This is a genomic window from Pandoraea sp. XY-2 (assembly GCF_004193915.1).
Taxonomy (GTDB): domain Bacteria; phylum Pseudomonadota; class Gammaproteobacteria; order Burkholderiales; family Burkholderiaceae; genus Pandoraea; species Pandoraea cepalis.
Map to the genome: position 1 here is coordinate 4,897,999 of NZ_CP030849.1, position 17,023 is coordinate 4,915,021.

General features: G+C 64.7%; 13 protein-coding genes and 1 pseudogene. 12 read left to right on the forward strand and 2 right to left on the reverse strand.

What is annotated here, in order from left to right; all coding sequences use genetic code 11:
• Positions 1 to 32: 32 nt before the first annotated feature.
• Positions 33 to 1,082, reverse strand: coding sequence for an ABC transporter substrate-binding protein (locus DRB87_RS22230; RefSeq protein ID WP_130027550.1), 1,050 nt, complete (start codon positions 1,080 to 1,082; stop codon positions 33 to 35).
• Positions 1,083 to 1,366: 284 nt separating this feature from the next.
• Between DRB87_RS22230 and DRB87_RS22235 the strand changes: the two genes are divergently transcribed.
• The 10 genes from DRB87_RS22235 to DRB87_RS22280 all read left to right on the forward strand — a co-directional run bounded on the left by DRB87_RS22235 (position 1,367) and on the right by DRB87_RS22280 (position 13,620).
• Complete coding sequence (locus DRB87_RS22235) at positions 1,367 to 2,038, forward strand: response regulator (RefSeq protein WP_026131524.1); 672 nt, start codon at positions 1,367 to 1,369, stop codon at positions 2,036 to 2,038.
• The gene (locus DRB87_RS22240) at positions 2,031 to 3,425 is read left to right on the forward strand and encodes a sensor histidine kinase (RefSeq protein ID WP_240756110.1); all 1,395 of its coding nucleotides are present in this window, start codon (positions 2,031 to 2,033) and stop codon (positions 3,423 to 3,425) included. Before DRB87_RS22235 ends, DRB87_RS22240 begins: the two co-directional genes overlap by 8 nt.
• Before the next feature lie 415 nt (positions 3,426 to 3,840).
• Positions 3,841 to 4,692, forward strand: coding sequence for a sensor histidine kinase (locus DRB87_RS22245; protein ID WP_165385391.1), 852 nt, complete (start codon positions 3,841 to 3,843; stop codon positions 4,690 to 4,692).
• A complete protein-coding gene (locus DRB87_RS22250; RefSeq protein ID WP_017231583.1) occupies positions 4,689 to 5,348 on the forward strand; it encodes a response regulator transcription factor in 660 nt (219 codons plus the stop codon). Before DRB87_RS22245 ends, DRB87_RS22250 begins: the two co-directional genes overlap by 4 nt.
• Before the next feature lie 492 nt (positions 5,349 to 5,840).
• Positions 5,841 to 7,253 (forward strand): flagellin, encoded by a 1,413-nt coding sequence (locus DRB87_RS22255; RefSeq protein ID WP_130027552.1) that lies wholly within the window; start codon positions 5,841 to 5,843, stop codon positions 7,251 to 7,253.
• Between the two features lie 155 nt (positions 7,254 to 7,408).
• Positions 7,409 to 9,514, forward strand: a complete 2,106-nt coding sequence (gene fliD, locus DRB87_RS22260) for a flagellar filament capping protein FliD (protein WP_130027553.1) — start codon at positions 7,409 to 7,411, stop codon at positions 9,512 to 9,514.
• 39 nt (positions 9,515 to 9,553) lie between these two features.
• Positions 9,554 to 9,988: a flagellar export chaperone FliS gene (fliS, locus tag DRB87_RS22265; RefSeq protein ID WP_130027554.1), complete on the forward strand. Its 435-nt coding sequence runs from the start codon at positions 9,554 to 9,556 to the stop codon at positions 9,986 to 9,988.
• Positions 9,981 to 10,319, forward strand: coding sequence for a flagellar protein FliT (locus tag DRB87_RS22270; RefSeq protein ID WP_130027555.1), 339 nt, complete (start codon positions 9,981 to 9,983; stop codon positions 10,317 to 10,319). The genes fliS and DRB87_RS22270 overlap by 8 nt, the downstream gene beginning before the upstream one ends.
• 44 nt (positions 10,320 to 10,363) lie before the next feature.
• A complete protein-coding gene (locus tag DRB87_RS22275; RefSeq protein ID WP_130027556.1) occupies positions 10,364 to 12,181 on the forward strand; it encodes an EscU/YscU/HrcU family type III secretion system export apparatus switch protein in 1,818 nt (605 codons plus the stop codon).
• A 239-nt stretch (positions 12,182 to 12,420) separates the two neighbouring features.
• Complete coding sequence (locus DRB87_RS22280) at positions 12,421 to 13,620, forward strand: ATP-binding protein (protein ID WP_130027557.1); 1,200 nt, start codon at positions 12,421 to 12,423, stop codon at positions 13,618 to 13,620.
• Between the two features lie 31 nt (positions 13,621 to 13,651).
• Here the strand turns inward: DRB87_RS22280 and fliE are convergent, their stop codons facing one another.
• The gene (gene fliE / locus DRB87_RS22285; RefSeq protein ID WP_017235190.1) at positions 13,652 to 13,987 is read right to left on the reverse strand and encodes a flagellar hook-basal body complex protein FliE; all 336 of its coding nucleotides are present in this window, start codon (positions 13,985 to 13,987) and stop codon (positions 13,652 to 13,654) included.
• Between the two features lie 350 nt (positions 13,988 to 14,337).
• On the opposite strand from fliE, the pseudogene fliF reads away from it, so the two are divergent.
• Together fliF and fliG are read left to right on the forward strand one after the other, a co-directional pair.
• Positions 14,338 to 16,022 (forward strand): annotated as a pseudogene (gene fliF, locus DRB87_RS22290) (flagellar basal-body MS-ring/collar protein FliF).
• Complete coding sequence (gene fliG, locus DRB87_RS22295; protein WP_130027558.1) at positions 16,009 to 17,007, forward strand: flagellar motor switch protein FliG; 999 nt, start codon at positions 16,009 to 16,011, stop codon at positions 17,005 to 17,007. The pseudogene fliF and the gene fliG overlap by 14 nt, the downstream one beginning before the upstream one ends.
• Positions 17,008 to 17,023 lie beyond the last annotated feature (16 nt).

The following is a 17,023-nucleotide window of genomic DNA, read 5'->3' on the forward strand; positions in this document are numbered from 1 at the left end:
CAGGGTCAAAGGGTGATACGCGAATCGAACGCTTACTTAGGCACGTTCGCCGCGTCGACAAACGCGTTGGTGTAGGTCTTCGAGAGGTCGATGTGCTTGCCCTTGACGTTCGGATTGAACGCGGCGAGCACCTTGAGCACCGTCTCCGGACCATCCTTCGGCATGCGGCCGTCCGGCGAGTACATCGGCAGCGAGTTCTGCAGCGCCTGCAGGTACAGCGCCTTGTTGTTGGCGTAGTAGTCCTTCGGCATCTTCTCGGTGATCTCGGCGGCCGTGTGCGTGTTGATGTACTTGAGCGTCTTCACGAACGCACGCGCCAGCTTGGTCGCCTCTTCCTTGTGCGTGTCGGCCCACGCGCGCTGCACGTACAGGCTCGACGCCGGGTAAGCGCCGCCCAGCGCGTCCACCGTGCCCTTCATCGTGCGCATGTCGACGAGCACCGCCGCATCGCCCGTGTTGATCAGGCGCGAGGCGGTCGGCTCGGTCGTCATGCCGGCGTCGATCCGGTTCTGCTTGATGGCGGCGATGAACGTGTTGTCGGCGCCGACGGGCAGCACCGAGAATTGCGACGACGTGATGCCGTGCTTGGCCGCGAGGTACTGCGTGAGGAAGTTGGTCGACGCACCCAGGCCGGTCACACCCAGGGTCTTGCCCTTGATGTCGGCCATGCTCTTGATGGTATCGCGGCTCTTGGCATTGACCAGCTCGACTTCACCGGGCACTTGACCGAAGACCGTAATGGCCTCCACTTCCTTGCCCTTGCTTTGCAGGTCGATGGAGTGATCGTAGAAGCCAACCACGGCCTGCACGGCACCGGCGAGCAATTCGTTTTCGGCGTCGACACCGGCCGGCTGCGAGAGCAGCTCGACGTTCAGCCCTTCGTCCTTGAAGTAACCGAGTTGCTCGGCAAGCTTGGCCGGCAGGTAGATCATCTTGGTGATGCCGCCTACCATGATCGTGATCTTGCCGCTGTCGGCGGCGAAACTCGGCACGGCGGCCAGCGCCAGCGATGCGCCGAACACGGCGGCCAGAACGGGTTTCACGAAGGCTTTCGGCGTACGCACGCCATGGCTTGCTCGCATTATGGTGTCTCCATCGTTTTTAGGGATAATGGCTCAAGCGTCGCGTTGCGGCGCCGGCCGACCTCCGTGGTTGGCCACAGGGCCCAGGCAGCGGTCCTCTGAATCGTTTCCTTTGCCTTGATGCGAATTGTAGAAAACCGAAGCTTTCATCGAGCTTTCGTCCCATGCAGGTTTTCTCGCGCAACCGATGGGTGTTTACCCGCTGTTGGCTTGCGCCGGTTCGGCGGGCACACTCGCCGTCGCTGTCTGCGTCACTGCCTCCGTCGCCCTACGCCTTTGCCGTCATGAAACTGCTGCTGATCGAAGACAACGACACCCTCGCCCACTGGCTCGCCCGCATGCTGCGCGACGACAACTTCACGGTCGACGCCGCGCGCGACGGCGACGCCGCCGACCGTCTGCTGCAAACCGAGACGTACGACGTGGTGCTGCTCGATCTCATGCTGCCCAAGCTCGGCGGCAAGCATGTGCTGCGACGGCTGCGTGAGCGTCGCAACAATGTGCCGGTGATCATTCTCACGGCCAGCGGTTCCGTCGACGAGAAGGTCGACTGTCTCGGCGCGGGGGCCGACGACTATCTGGTGAAGCCGTTCGAAGTGCGCGAGCTGATCGCGCGCGTCAAGGCGCTCGCCCGCCGGCATGCGCCCGAGCAGAGCGCGGATCTGGTGTGTGCCGATCTGGCCTATCACGCGGGTACGCGACAGTTCACGATCGCGGGCGCGCCGCTCGCGCTGCCGTCGCGCGAGCATGCCGTGCTCGAAATCCTCATGCGCAAGCAGGGAAAGACCGTTGCCAAAAGCGCCCTCGTCGACGGCGTCTTCGGTCTCGACGACGAACCGAGCGCCGATGCCATCGAGATCTACATCCATCGTCTGCGCAAGAAACTCGAGACGAGCCACGCGGCCATCATGACGCTGCGCGGTCTGGGCTATCTGCTGCGCGCCAAAGATGCTTAGCCTTCGCGTACGGCTGCTGATGTGGCTGATGCTGCCACTCACGCTCTACATCGGCGCGAGTGGATGGCAAGCCTATCGCAGTGCTCGCGACACCGCCGCGCTCGTGCAGGACCGGGCCTTGCTCACGTCGGCACAAGTGATCGCCGGAGAACTCACCTGGGTCGATGGGGCCCTGCGCGCGAGCGTGCCGCCCTCCGCACTCGAACTGTTCGCGTCGCCGGCGCGGGACCGGGTGTTCTATCAGGTCGTCACCGAAGACGGCCAATTGCTCGCCGGGCCGCCGGATTTCCCGCGCCCGCCGCTCTTTTCCGGCACGACCCCGGCGTACTTCAGCGTCACCGTGAATGGCGAGCCGCTTCGGGCCGTCAATTATGTGCGCACGATGTACAACGCCGGCACACCCTATCAGGTCGCGGTCGTGGTGGCCGAGACGATGCACGCGCACGACGCGATGCTCTCGCAGTTGTGGGAACCGTCGCTGCACCGCCAGATCGCCATGGCCGCGCTGGCCGCCTTGCTGGTGCTCATCGGGCTGACGGTGGAGCTGCATCCGCTCATTCGCCTCAAGGACGAGGTCGCCGGGCGCGCGCCGCAGGAACTGGTGCCCATTCGCGCCGGACAACTCCAAACCGAACTGCGACCTATCGTCGACGCCATCAACCTATGCATCCAGCGGCTCTCGGCACAGGCGCAGCAACAGCGGCGCTTCGTGGCCGACGCCGCGCACCAGCTACGCACCCCGCTCACGCTGCTCGATACCCAGTTGCAGTTCGCCGCGCAGCTCGATGACCGCGCGGCGCTGGCCGACGTACTCGCCGCCATGCAGACGAGCAGTCGAGGGCTGGCCGATCTCACCAACAAGCTGTTGCTGCTCTCGCAGGCGGAGGCGGCCGACACGCCCGCTTTCTCGCGCTCGCGCGTCGATCTGGTGGCGGTGGCCGCCGCCGTGCTTGAGGAACTCGTCGCCCTTGCGCAACGACGCCATATCGATCTGGGATTGGAGACGACCGAAGCGCACGTGTGGGTCGAGGGCAATGGCGAGCTGTTTCACGCCATGGTCATGAATCTTGTCGACAATGCGATCCGCTATATCCACGAGGGTGGTCGTGTGACCGTCGCCATCGACAGCCCTCAAGACATGGCCCGCCTGCGCGTGATCGACGATGGGCCGGGCATCCAGGCCGAGGCGCGGCAGCGTGTGTTCGAGCGCTTCTATCGCAATGCGCCGCCGGGTCAGCCCGGCACCGGGTTGGGGCTGGCCATCGTCAAGGAAATCGTGGCGGCCAGTTACGGCACCGTGACGCTGGCGTCGGGCGACGACGGTCGCGGCCTGATTGTGACCGTGACGCTACCGCTCGCGGTAGAGGCTGAACGCAACGCCCTTTAGAAGACGTTGCCGGCGTCACGTCTCCGATACCTCACACCGCATGCCTGCACCGCCGCGTGATAGAAAATCGCAGCCGTATGAAGTCGCAGGAAAAACTCAGTCATTACCGTTGGTTAGATTGAAAAAATCGTTTGAAACACTGGCTCGACTCCATGCGCTAGGACAAACCCTGATATATTTTGGGGTCTTCGCAGAATTTCCCTTAAGCACGCCAATACTTTTTGATCCAAATCAAAGAGTTATGCTTCGACGTCCGTCATGTGCTTGTTTGCCACGTGTAATTGTGACGAAATGTAAAGTTTGTTAAATTCGGTGGGGTCTCGGCGCGCAAGTTGCGGCACGGGACTTTTTCTCTCAGGGATCTGCCTCCATGCCGTTTCTCGTCGATCGTGCCGCACAGGCTGCGAGACGTCGCGTGTCACTTGACGACGCGTTGCACACGCGCGCCGCGACGCCGACATCGGGTCCGGCGGCTGCGTGCGACACGGCGTTGCCCGCCGAGTCCGCCTCGCGCGCGGCAGCGGCGCGCGCGCCGGCACTGTCCGAGGCAGGCTCGATAGACGCCGCTCGCGAAGCCGAGCGCACGCGCCTGGCCAGGGAGATACACGACGGACTTGGGGCGCACCTCACGGCACTGCAGTTGGTGGTGGCGCGTCTTGCCACGCGCGCCCCGGCCAACGCCGCCGAATGGCAGTCCCTCTGCACCCAGATTCAGCAGGCAGCAAACGCGGCTCAAGACGCGGCGGACGACCTCGTCTGCCGCCAACGCCCGCCCGCGCTCGACGCCGGTCTCGTCGCGTCGTTGCGCGCCTGGCTGCGTCGCTTTGGCGAACAAAGCGGTCTCACCTGCATTTGGCGCTGCGACGACGTGACGCGCGAGCGCGTCGCCAAGCTCACGCCCGACGCGGTGCTGGCGTTATATCGAATTGCGCAGGAAGCCTTGACCAACGTTGCCCGACACGCACACGCCTCTCGCGTAGTGGTGGCGCTCGACGGCGGTCATCGTTCACTCAAACTCACGATTTCCGACGACGGTTGCGGCTTGGTCCGCGGCGCGCGTCGCAAGCAGGGACATTTCGGATTGGTTGGGATGCGCGAGCGCTGCACGGCGCTTGGCGGCACGATACGTATTGGCAGTGCGCAAGGATCGGGGACGCTCGTGAGCGCGCGTCTTCCCTGGCACCAGATTCTGTCGTCCCCGGCCGCGGCACCCGCGACCGGCCATCATGCCCCGGAATCGCTTGCTCTTCACGGATACGCATCATGACGCTCAGAGTGCTCATCGTCGACGACCACGCCATTGTGCGTCAGGGCGTGCGACAGTTGCTCTCCGACAGCGGGAGCATCTCGGTCGTCGGCGAAGCCGACTGCGGCGCGGAAGCGCTGGAGATGACCGACGCCGCCCAGTGGGACATCGTCCTGCTCGACATTTCGCTGCCCGACACGAACGGTCTCGAAATTCTCAAGACCCTGCGGCGCAAACATCCGCGTCTGCCGATCATGATCTTCAGCATGTACGGTGAAGGCCAGTTCGCGCTTCGGGCCCTCAAGGCCGGCGCGGCCGGGTATCTGAGCAAACGCTCGAACGCGCAGCAGTTGGTGTCGGCCGTGCGGCAGGTCGCCGCGGGCCGCAAGTATGTCAGCCCGATGGTCGCCGAGACGCTCGCCGACTACCTCGGCCCGGACGCCGACCAGCCGCCGCACGAGCGCCTGTCCGACCGGGAATATCAAACGCTTTGCATGATCGGCTCGGGCAAGCGCCTGACCGACATCGCCAATGCGCTCTCGCTCTCGGTCAAGACGGTGAGCGTGTATCGCACACGCCTGCTGGAAAAGATGCGCCTGAACAACAACGCCGAACTCACCTATTACGTGATGCAACACGGCCTGGTCAGCGCCGAGATGGGACCGCTCTGCGCCTGAGCGTTCCGGCACCACCCCATCAGAAGTAAGCGATCACTACGTGGCCCGAGAATGCGGGCCACGTGCATTTCGGACCGCCGAACCGACCTCCGTCGTCGACAGCGTTGCGTCCGGCAACGCTTTCTCACCCAGGCGAAAAATTTTCTCGTGCGCCTTCAAAGCGTTGCCACCTGCCGAGAATTGGCGGTCGCGCCGCGGGGGCCAGGCAATCGCCTGCGCCTCTCCAAGCCTTACAGGGATTGAATAAGCGGCAGATTGCCCCTTTCCTTGCGGGATCGATCGGGGAAGAATTTTGTAGACTGATCCGCTAGCGTTTTTCCTACATCGACAGGGCCCGTCGATGGGGGGTGACACATCATTTTGTGAAATCACCCTAAATTTTCCCAATGGCCGTCCGATATCCCCTACAACGGCGGCTTTCGGCGAATGGCTGTAGAGCCGAAGTTACGGCGCTTAAGCCGGAGCCAAAAATTTTGGGAAAGGAGTGGCTAAATGTCATCTGTCATCAATACCAATATCTTCTCGCTGGTTGCACAACGTAACCTGAGCACGTCGCAGTCGGGCCTGCAAACCTCGATCACGCGCCTGTCCTCGGGTATGCGCATCAACAGCGCCGCCGACGACGCCGCCGGCCTGGCGATCACGGACCGCATGTCGGCCCAGATCAACGGCACGCAGCAAGCGCAGCGCAACGCCAACGACGGTATCTCGCTGGTGCAGACCGCCGCGGGCGCCCTGTCGGCGATCACCGACAACCTGCAGCGCATCCGCACGCTGGCCGTTCAGTCGACCAACTCGACGAACTCGGCTTCGGACCGCGCCGCACTGGACCAGGAAGTCCAGCAGCGTCTGGCGGAAGTGAACCGCCTGGCCACGCAAACGTCGTTCAACGGCCTGAACGTGCTCGACGGCTCGATGGGCACGGCGAACTTCCAGGTCGGCGCCAACGCAGGCCAGACCATTTCGGTCAACCTGCAACAAAGCATGACCATCTCGAGCATCGGTTCGGTCGCGCAAACGACGTCGGCCGCCAATCCGCTGAGCTTCACGGTTGCCGCACTGACCGTGCAGATGGGCGCGGGCGCCGCCGTCAACGTCAAGGCTGGCACGTACAACAGCTCGGCCGACCTGGCCACGGCCATCAACACCGCCGCACAGTCCGCCGGGTTCACGGGTAACGTCGCCTCGGTCAACTCGGCCGGTGAAATCGCCATCACCAACACCGACGCGGCACAAACGATGACGATCGCGGGTGCCGACGCCACCACGCTGGGCATGGCCGTCGCCGCTGCTACCTCCGGTACGACGACCACGTCGACCGCCGTCGCCTCGACGTTCTCGCAAACGCTGGCCGCAGGCGACCTGGTCCTGACCGTCAACGGCAAGGCCACGAACATCACCGGCAAGATGAACAGCGCCAGCGACCTGGCCAACGCGATCAACTCGTCGAACAGCGGCGTGAACGCGTATGTCGACACCACGGGCAAGATGCACCTCAGCTCGGGTTCGGCGTTCCAGATCAGCGGCGGCACGGCGGCAACGCTGACCAAGCTGGGTCTGCCGACGACTGCCACGACCTACGCCACGAGCGGTAGCCTGGCACAAGCCGACGTCAAGTCGGTGAACAGCGCCACGCTGATGCTGTCGCAGATCGACTCGGCCATCGGCACCGTCGACACGCTGCAATCGACCCTGGGCGCTATTCAAAACCGCTTCCAGTCGACGATTTCGAGCCTGTCGACCACGACGCAGAACCTGACCACGGCGCGTTCGGGTGTGCAAGACACCGACTACGCTGCGGAAACGGCCAACCTGACCAAGTCGCAGATCCTGCAACAAGCCGGCATTTCGATGCTGGCCCAGGCCAACCAACTGCCGCAACAAGTGCTGAAGCTTCTCCAGTAAGCGCCTGTTGGGTAGGGTTTGACGCCCGGCGGCAACGTGGCCGGGCCGCCGGCGGCGCCACCTTCACGGGGGCGCCGCCGCAAACATTACAAAGGCAGTCTTTTTCCTGCCGGCGTTTTGTGAGTTGAGCAACCATTTGAGAGAGCGAGCAATTTATGGCGACTACCGGCAGTAGCACTACGGGCTCCATTTCGTCACCGGGCATCGGCTCCGGGCTGGACGTCAACGCCCTCGTGACCAGTCTGATGCAGCCGGCCACGCAAAAGCTCAGCTTGCTCAAGTCACAAGAAGCCAGCTATCAAACCAAGGTTTCCGCGCTCGGCAGCCTGCAATCGGCGCTGAGTTCGTTCCAGTCGTCGCTGTCGGCCCTGTCGTCGGCGTCGTCGTTCCTGCAGATGACGGCCACCCCGGGCGACGCGACCTTCCTGACGGCGTCGGCGGACACCACGGCGAAGGCCGGCAGCTATACGATCAACACGACGCAACTGGCGCAGGCGCAAAGCCTGTCGACGTCCGGCGTGTCGGATCCCGCCGCCTCGATCGGCAGTGGCGCGTCCACCCAGTTGACCTTCAGCTTCGGCACGATATCGGGCGGCACGCTCGCGAACGGCACGTACACTGGTGCCAGCTTTTCGCCGAATGCCCAGCAGGCGCCGTTCAGTATCACGATCACGAACAACAATAATTCGCTGCAAGGTATTCGCGACGCCATCAACGCCGCCAAGGGCGGGGTAACGGCCACGATCGTCAACGACGGCAGCGCCACGCCGAACCGTCTGGTGCTGACCTCGACGCAGACCGGCCAGGCGATGAGCATGAAGGTGGACGTCGCCGCCGGCGGCGACGCCACGCTCACGAACATGCTGGCGTACGACCCCACCGCCACGCAGAACCTGACGCAGACGGCCGCGGGCCAGAACGCGAACCTGACCATCAACGGCCTGGCCGTGTCGAGCCAGACGAACACCGTCAAGAGCGCCGTGCAGGGTCTGTCGATGACCCTGCTCAAGACCGGCACGACCACCGTCAGCGTCAGCAACAACAGCGACGGCGTCACCAAGTCGGTCAACGATTTCGTCACCGCGTACAACACCCTGCATTCCGCGATCGGCCAGCTGACGTACTTCGACAAGTCGGGCGCCACGCCCGGCAGCACCTCGAACAACAACGGTCCGCTGATCGGCGACACGACCACGCAGATGATCACGACCCAGATCCAGCAGATCCTGAACGGCAAGCTGCCGGGGGTCTCGGGATCGGTGCTGACCTCGCTCGCGGACATCGGCGTGACGTTCCAGGCCGGCGACGGCTCCGGCAGCGCCACCGATACGTCGGGCCAGCTGGCGGTCGATTCTACCAAGCTGCAGAAGGCCATCGCCTCGGGCGGCTTCGCCCAACTCGCGTCGCTGCTTGCCACCAACGGCACGACCAGCGATAGCCTGATCAGCTATCAGGGCTCGACCACCAATACCCAGCCGGGCCAGTACGACGTGGTCATCACGCGACTGGCGACGCAAGGCACGCTCACGTCGAACGCCACGCTTGGCGCGAGCACCGTCATCAACGGCACCGACAATACGCTGACGGTGCAGGTCGACGGCACGAGCACGACCATCACCATCCCGAACGGCACGTACACACCCGACAAGATGGCCGCGGCCTTGCAGGCCGCGATCAATGGCAACTCGCAGTTCGTGGCCAACGGCTCGACAGTGACCGTCAAGCAGACCGCCGGGGTGCTGTCGATTACGTCGAACCGTTACGGCTCCGCCTCGAACATCCGTGTGACGTCGGGCAATGCCCAGACCACGCTGTTCGGCACGGGGGTGTCGCCCAGCACCGATGGCGTGGACGTCGGCGGCTCGATCGGCGGCGTGATCGCCACGGGCAGCGGCCAGTCGCTGACGGGCGCCGCGGGTTCGCTGACCGACGGCCTGAAGATCCAGGTCACGGGCACCAACCTCGGCAATCGTGGCACCATCAATTTTTCGCAAGGCTATGCGTCGCTGCTGTCGAACCAGGTCAGCAACTTCCTGGGTGCCAAGGGCGCCATCAGCACGGCCACGTCGAACCTGAATGCCAGCATCAAGCAGGTGCAGCAGCAGGAAAGCGACTGGCAGGACCAGATGACGCAGATGCAGAACCGCTACCTCGCCCAGTTCACGGCGCTGGACGCGACGATGGCCAAGTTGCAGAACACGAGCGACTACCTCAAGCAGGTGCTTGGCGGTTCGTCGTCTTCGTCGTCGTCCTCGAAGTAAGCCCGCGACGCACTCACGCCGCGCGCTTCGGAGAAAGTCATGTACGGTCAAAACGCCGCCAACGCTTATCGCAAAGTCGGACTCGAGACGGGCGTCATCGCCGCGAGCCCGCACCAGCTCATCATGATGCTGTTCGACGGTGCCAAGGCAGCCCTCACGAAGGCCCGCGTCCATTTCGAAGACGGCCGCATCGCCGATCGCGGACTTGCGCTCTCGAAAGCCATCGGCATCATTGGCGGTCTGCGCGACGGCCTGGACATGGACGCCGGCGGAGAACTGTCGCGCAACCTGCGCGATCTCTACGACTACATGGGCCAACGCCTGCTCGAAGCGAATCTCGAGAACGACGTTATCAAGGTACAGGAAGTCGACACCCTGCTCGATACGATTGCATCGGCCTGGCGAGCCATCACGCCGGCGGTCGGCACGGGGGCCCCCGCCGCACAGGCGGGCACCGGAGTGCGCTATGAGTGAAGCCAAGACGTTGCTGAACTGCTACGAGAGCATTGCCGGCCTCACGGAACGCATGCTCTGCGTAGCGCGTGATGGCGATTGGGATGCCCTCATCGACCTCGAGATGCAGTATCGTGCTCAGGTCGATTCGATCAAGCAGCTCGACGCGTCACTGCCGCTCAACGAGGACGAGCGGGCGCGAAAGCACGCCGTCATCCGTCGCATTCTGGCCGACGACGCCGCGATTCGCGATCTCGTGGTACCGCGTCTGGCGCATCTGGATGCCATGATCAACAGCACACGCCGTCAACGTGCCCTGCACGAAGTCTACGGCCTGAACCTGGGCGCCTGACGCGCCAGCGCGTCGCGTCGCCCATTCTTCGGAGTCAGTCAGGTATGGCCGGTCTCGATTCGGTGCTGGCCACAACGCTCGCACGACGGCTCGACACTTTGCTCGGCGTCGGGCAAGGGGCGGCCTCGACCACGGCGCCAGGCGCCGTAACGGGCTTGCCGCCCACCGGCGACGCCACGTCCGCCCTCGGCGACCTTGCCACCCGCACATCGGCGACGGCCGTCGGACTCGGTAACGCGCCGCCGCAGGCCGGTGCCCGGCTTCCCTCCCCGGTTCAGCAAGCGACCCTCTCGGCCGCCGCGCGCACCATCGATACGATTCTGCGGCTTGCGCCCGACTCGCCCGGCCCCGTGCAGGCGAGCACGCCCGTGTGGCCTGCCGCCCCCGGCACCGGCGCGCCCGCGCTCGCGCCGCTGCTCGCGGCGGCGTTGAAGGAGGCGTTGTCCGCGAGCGGGCTCTTTTACGAGTCGCATCTGTCGCAGTGGGCCTCTGGCAGCCGCTCGTTCGAGCAACTACAGGCCGAGCCGCAATTACGCTGGCCCGCGTCGGCGAATCTGGCCGCGCAGTTGCGTGCGGCCGGTGCCGACGCCACGCTGCCCGGTCCCGGCCCGCTTACCCGACTGCTGGGCCCCGCGGGCGCCGACGCCGTGCTGGCCACCGGTTGGCCGACGCTCAGCCCGTCGACCCTGCCCGTCGCAGCCGCCTCCGGTGCCGCGCCGCCCGGCGTCGTTGCGCCGCCGGCGGTGGGCGAGGCAACCGATGGCGGTCTGCATGCGAGCGCCAATCTGCCCAACACGGCCAATGCGCTGGCGCATGCCGCAAGTGTGGCGCACACAACGAGCAGCGTATTACCAGGCACGCAGGGGGCTGACGCCACGCTCGCTGCGCTGAGCAACGGCTCACCGCCGAATGCTGCGCCGCACGGCCCGGCCGGGGCGATGGCCGCCGTGGCGAATGCGCCCGCGGAAAGTGTCACGCTGGTGCGTCAGCAGCTCGACATGCTGGTGAATCCGCAATTCCAGTGGAACGGCATGGCGTGGCCGGGAGCGCCGATGGCATGGCAGGTCGAAGAACGGGCCGGGCAACCGATGCCCGGCGAGGCGGCCACGCCCTCGACATGGCATACCCATTTGCGTCTCACGTTGCCGTTGCTGGGCACGGTCGACGTCACGCTCGGGTTGTCCGGGCAGCAGTTACAGGCGCGCCTGCTGACCGATTCGTCCGTGTCGGCCGATGTGCTGTCGCAAGAGGGTGAGGCATTGCGCCAGCGACTCGCGGCCGTCGGACTCATCGCGAGCCAATTGTCGTTCGGCGCGCTGACGGACGCGGGGCAAGCGTCGGCGGGTCATCGGCAGGTGCCAACCCGGCCGACCCTGCGCGCCCAGCGCACGTTGCCGCCGCGCCCCCGAAACCGGGCGGGGGCCATCGGTGGGCGATGTTTCGCCAGACGCAGCGACCGGAGGTGCGGCATGACGCTGCCACCGGAACGTCGCACCGCGATCGCGCTCGCCTACGGGGCGAACGACACTGCACCTCGCGTGGTGGCGAAGGGCTACGGCCTGCTCGCCGAAACGATCGTGCGCACCGCGCACGAGCATGGCCTGTATGTGCATGAATCACCTGAGCTGGTGAGCCTGCTCATGCAGGTCGACCTCGATCAGCGGATTCCGGCGCAGCTCTATCAGGCGGTCGCGGAGTTGCTGGCGTGGCTCTACAAGCTAGAAGCGGGACGGGGTGGCAACCCGCCGCCGCTTCCGCCGGGCGTCGCTGCCCCGGAGTCCTCGGCCGACGTGCCGGCCGCCGCGCCCACGTCACCGTCCAACGTATTCGACAATCCGTCCGCCGACCACCGCACGCGCTAAGTCGCGCCGTTCGCACATCGGGCGAGAATGCGATGAAGTGTCTGAATTCCTGCCCTGCCCCTTAACCGCCGACCAGCGGCGCACCGCTGCGGGCAAAGGCTTCCCCGGCTTCCTCGCGATGGGCAGACGTTTTGCCATCCGCGCAGCACAAGCGATCTCACTAGGATTTTCTCTGTGTGTCGCGGCACCGCGTGCCGGGCATGAGCATTCGCTCGCCAACCCAACCTTGCGTGTCTGCCATGGAAGCCATTCAGAACCCTTTCAATCCCGGCGCGGGAACACCGCCGCCCGCCTTGTCCGGTCGCGATGACATTCGCGAGGAAGTACGTGTCTGCATCGAACGCCTTCGCATCGGACGCCACGCCAATGGTCAACTGCTGATCGGCCTGCGTGGTGTCGGCAAGACGGTACTGCTCGAACGTCTGCTTTACGACACCGAACAGCAAGGCGCGATCACTGTGCATCTCGAAGCCCCGGAAGTGAAGTCGCTGCCGGCCTCGATCGCCCCGGCGTTGCGCGTCGCGTTATTGCGCATGAGTCGAACACAGTCGGCGAAGGACACCGTCGTTCGAGGGTTGCGCGCGCTCGCCGGCTTCGCCTCCGGATTGAAAGTCACCTATGACGGCATCGAAGTCGGTCTGGATTACGCGCCCGAGCCGGGTCTGGCGGATTGCGGCATTCTCGACCTGGATCTTTGTGCACTGCTCGTTGAGGTGGGGCGCGCGGCCCGATCGGCGCAAACCGTGCTCGCCATTTTTATCGACGAACTTCAGGACATGCCGAAGCGGGAGTTGTCTGCGTTGCTTTACGCCCTTCACCGATGCGCGCAATACCAGCTGCCCGTCATTCTGATCGGCGCGGGCTTGCCGCCACTGATCCGGCAGGTGGGTGACGCCAAGTCCTATGCGGAGCGAATGTTCGAAATCGCCACGATCGGACCGCTCTCGAATGCCGGGGCACGCGATGCGATCGCCGTCCCCGCCGCACAAGCCGGCGTCGCCATCACGCCGGATGCGCTTGACGAGATCGTCGAGCGCACGGGCGCCTACCCGTATTTCCTCCAACAATGGGGAAAGCTCGTCTGGAAAGTGGCGCACGAAAGCCCCATCACTTCGGAACACGTCAGACTTGCGTCGAGGGCGGCCATCGAAGCGCTGGATAACAACTTTTACCGCCTCCGCTTGGAGCGGCTGACCCCGACGGAAAAGCGCTACCTGCGGGCGATGGCAGAGTTGGGAGAAGGTCCGCACGATCTGCACGCCGTCGCCGCGGAATTTGGCAAACCTGCCGAAGCGCTTGAACGGGTTCGACACGCACTCGTCAACAAGGGCATGCTCTACAGCACCCCGTTGGACGATGCGGCCTTCACCGTGCCGCGCTTTCACGCATTTCTGAAGCGCATCATGCCGGCGCAACCCGTATGTGCGGGGGCGGCGTAACCGGTGCGCCCTCCCATGCCCTACATGGGCATTACACCTGCATGTTCATCACGGTCGTATAAGCCGACACGAGTTTGTTGCGCACTTGCAAGCTCATCTGGAAGCCGATGTTGGCTTTCTGCAGATCGACCATGACGTCGTTGAGCGCCACGCCCGGCTGCCCCATTTCGAACGCGCGGGCCTGTGACTCCGCGCCGTTCTGCGCCGACGAGACGCGCTTGAGCGAGTTTTCCAATTCGGACGCGAAACCCCCCGTCGCCGAGGCCGCGCCGGTGCCAGCGGTCGAGGTGCCCAGGATCGAGCCCGCCGCCTGCGACGCCACACTGCCCAGCTTCTGCAATACCGACTCGATCCCCGGAATGGCCATGATGCTCGTCCTCGCTTGTCTTCGATGGGCACCGGCAGCGCCGCGACACCGCGTCGCGCTCACCGGTTTGCCTTTTATCAGTTACGTCGGAGCTTACCACCGCCTGGCAAGCCCCCAAGACCCTAATTGGCGGCAAAACACCCGCCTAATCCTTAAAACGATTCCATATTCGGCAACGAATAATCAGGACCATCGGCATCGTGCGCACCGGGTACCGGACCTTTCCAATCCTTAGCGTCCGTCGCACGTGAGCGCGATGCCAAGCGTACCCCCGGAGAATTCTGTCGCATGTTAGTGAGCACTTCCACCGCGAAGAACGTTGTGTTAACGCCGCTGGCGTGGAGCCGCGCATGAACGCCGCCACCCAGCCGGCGGACGTCGCCGCCAAGCCGCCCCTGCTGGCGCAGTTGCGCTCGCGCGAGCGCCTGCCGCTGCTCATCGGTGGCGCGGCCCTCATCGCCTTGCTGATCGCCGTTTTCCTGTGGAGCCGTGCCCCCGACTACAAGGTGCTGTACAGCAACCTGGGGATCGCGACGGGGGTGCCATCATCACCTCGTTGCAGCAGATGAACGTGCCGTACAAGTTTGCCGAGGGCGGCGGTGCCATCCTGGTGCCGTCCGAGCAGGTGCACGAGGTGCGGCTGCGTCTGGCCTCGCAAGGGCTGCCCAAGGGCGGGCTGGTCGGCTTCGAATTGATGGACAACCAGAAGTTTGGCATCAGCCAGTTTGCCGAGCAGGTCAATTACCAGCGCGCCCTCGAAGGCGAACTCGCCCGCTCGATCGAGTCGCTGTCGGCCGTGCAGGCCGCGCGCGTGCATCTCGCGATCCCCAAGCCCTCGGTCTTCGTGCGTGAGCAGCAAAAGCCCAGCGCCTCGGTGCTCGTCACGCTGTATCCGGGCCGCGTGCTCGACGACGGCCAGGTCAGCGCCATTGTCCACATGGTCGCATCGGGTGTGCCCGAGCTGCCGGTCAAGAACGTGACGGTGCTCGATCAGAACGGCAATCTACTCTCCGCACAGAGCGCCAATGCGCTGGGTCTGGACGCCAGCCAGCTCAAGTACGTTCGCGAACTCGAACAATCATATGCGCGCCGCATCGAGGCCATCCTGAACCCGATCGTCGGGCCGGGCAACGTGCACGCACAGGTGACGGCGGACGTCGACTTCAACCAGGTCGAGCAGACGTCCGAGAACTACAAGCCGAATTCGGGCGAGCAGGCGGTGCGCAGTCAGCAGAACAGCGAAGCCTCGCAAATCGGCATCAACCCCGCCGGCGGGGTGCCCGGCGCGTTGTCGAACCAGCCGCCGGGTCAAGCCACCGCGCCCATCACGCAAACGCAGCAGCAGTTCATCCAGCAAAACGCCGCAAACGCGGCAAGCGCCGCCAGCGCGCCGCAGGGCCCGCGCAGCGACCGCAAGGACGCCACGGTCAACTACGAAGTCGACCGCACGATTCGCCATGTTCAGCAAGCGACGGGCGGCTTGAAACGTCTGTCGGCCGCCGTAGTGGTGAACTATCGCCCGGGTACCGACGCGAAGGGCAAGGCCGCGATGGTGGCGCTCACGCAAGCGCAGCTCGACCAGATACAGAACCTGGCGAAGGAAGCCATCGGCTACTCGACCCAGCGTGGCGACACGCTCAACATCGTCAACAGCCCGTTCACGGTCGAGGCCGATCCGGAAGCCAACCTGCCGTGGTGGCGTCAGCGCCAGAACATCGAACTCGCCAAGCAAGTCGGCAAGTGGGTCTTGATTGGCCTGGTCGGCCTCTATCTGTGGTTCGGCGTCATTCGCCCGGCCATTCGCAAGCATCTGACCCCGCCGCCGCCGGCCGAGCCCACGCTGGCCGGTGCGACCGGTGCCGCAGGGGGAGAAGGCGTCGAGGGCGAGAATGCCGACGGCGAGGCCGGCAAGCGGGCCGAAGTCAGCGCCTACGAGCGCAATTTGCAGTACGCGCGCCAAGTCGCGCGACAGGATCCGAAGATCGTGGCAACGGTAGTCAAATCATGGGTGGGTGGTGGCGATGAGCGCGGCTGAGGGACTCGAACGCAGCGCCATCCTCCTGATGTCGCTGGGTGAAGACGAAGCGGCGGAGGTCTTCAAGTACCTCGCGCCGCGCGAAGTGCAAAAGCTCGGCGCGGCCATGGCCTCGCTGCGGCAGGTCACGCGCGACCAGATCGCCGATGTGTTGCAGGACTTCGTGCTCGAAGCCGAACAGCACTCGGCGCTTTCGCTCGATTCTTCCGAATACATCCGCTCGGTGCTCAACAAGGCGCTGGGCAACGACAAGGCCGCGGGCCTGATCGAGCGCATTCTGCAAGGCGGCGACACCAGCGGCATCGAGGGCCTGAAGTGGATGGACTCGACGGCGGTCGCCGAGCTGATCCGCCACGAGCATCCGCAGATCATCGCCACGATCCTCGTACACCTCGACCGCGATCAAGCGTCCGAAGTGCTCGCGCTGTTCACGGAGCGTCTGCGCAACGACGTCGTTCTGCGCATTGCCACGCTCGACGGCATTCAGCCTGCCGCGCTACGTGAGCTCAACGACGTGTTGACGAAGCTGCTTTCGGGCAGCGAGAACATCAAGCGCAGCCCGATGGGCGGTGTACGCACCGCGGCGGAAATTCTCAATTACCTCGGCGGGGTGCACGAAGAGTCGGTCATCGAAGCCGTGCGCAACTACGACTCGGACCTCGCGGCGAAGATCGTCGAAGAGATGTTCGTGTTCGAGAACCTGCTCGACGTGGAAGACCGCAGCATCCAGGTGCTGCTCAAGGAGATCGAGTCGGAGTCGCTCATCATCGCGCTCAAGGGCGCGCCGGTCGAGCTGCGCGAGAAGTTCTTCAAGAACATGTCCGCGCGTGCGGCCGAGCTGCTGCGCGAAGATCTCGAATCTCGCGGTCCGGTGCGCGTTTCGGAAGTCGAAGCCGAACAGAAGAAGGTGCTGCAAGTGGTGCGGCGCCTCGCCGATCAGGGCGCCATCATGGTGGGCGGCCGCGGCGAAGACGCTTACGTGTAACCGACCAGGGACCGCG

Bases quoted from the DNA above. Each gene is read 5' to 3' on its own strand.
- DRB87_RS22230 (WP_130027550.1), bottom strand. From the start codon at position 1,082: ATGCGAGCAAGCCATGGCGTGCGTACGCCGAAAGCCTTCGTGAAACCC.
- DRB87_RS22235 (WP_026131524.1), top strand. From the start codon at position 1,367: ATGAAACTGCTGCTGATCGAAGACAACGACACCCTCGCCCACTGGCTC.
- DRB87_RS22240 (WP_240756110.1), top strand. From the start codon at position 2,031: ATGCTTAGCCTTCGCGTACGGCTGCTGATGTGGCTGATGCTGCCACTC.
- DRB87_RS22250 (WP_017231583.1), top strand. From the start codon at position 4,689: ATGACGCTCAGAGTGCTCATCGTCGACGACCACGCCATTGTGCGTCAG.
- DRB87_RS22255 (WP_130027552.1), top strand. From the start codon at position 5,841: ATGTCATCTGTCATCAATACCAATATCTTCTCGCTGGTTGCACAACGT.
- fliD (WP_130027553.1), top strand. From the start codon at position 7,409: ATGGCGACTACCGGCAGTAGCACTACGGGCTCCATTTCGTCACCGGGC.
- fliS (WP_130027554.1), top strand. From the start codon at position 9,554: ATGTACGGTCAAAACGCCGCCAACGCTTATCGCAAAGTCGGACTCGAG.
- DRB87_RS22270 (WP_130027555.1), top strand. From the start codon at position 9,981: ATGAGTGAAGCCAAGACGTTGCTGAACTGCTACGAGAGCATTGCCGGC.
- DRB87_RS22275 (WP_130027556.1), top strand. From the start codon at position 10,364: ATGGCCGGTCTCGATTCGGTGCTGGCCACAACGCTCGCACGACGGCTC.
- DRB87_RS22280 (WP_130027557.1), top strand. From the start codon at position 12,421: ATGGAAGCCATTCAGAACCCTTTCAATCCCGGCGCGGGAACACCGCCG.
- fliE (WP_017235190.1), bottom strand. From the start codon at position 13,987: ATGGCCATTCCGGGGATCGAGTCGGTATTGCAGAAGCTGGGCAGTGTG.
- fliG (WP_130027558.1), top strand. From the start codon at position 16,009: ATGAGCGCGGCTGAGGGACTCGAACGCAGCGCCATCCTCCTGATGTCG.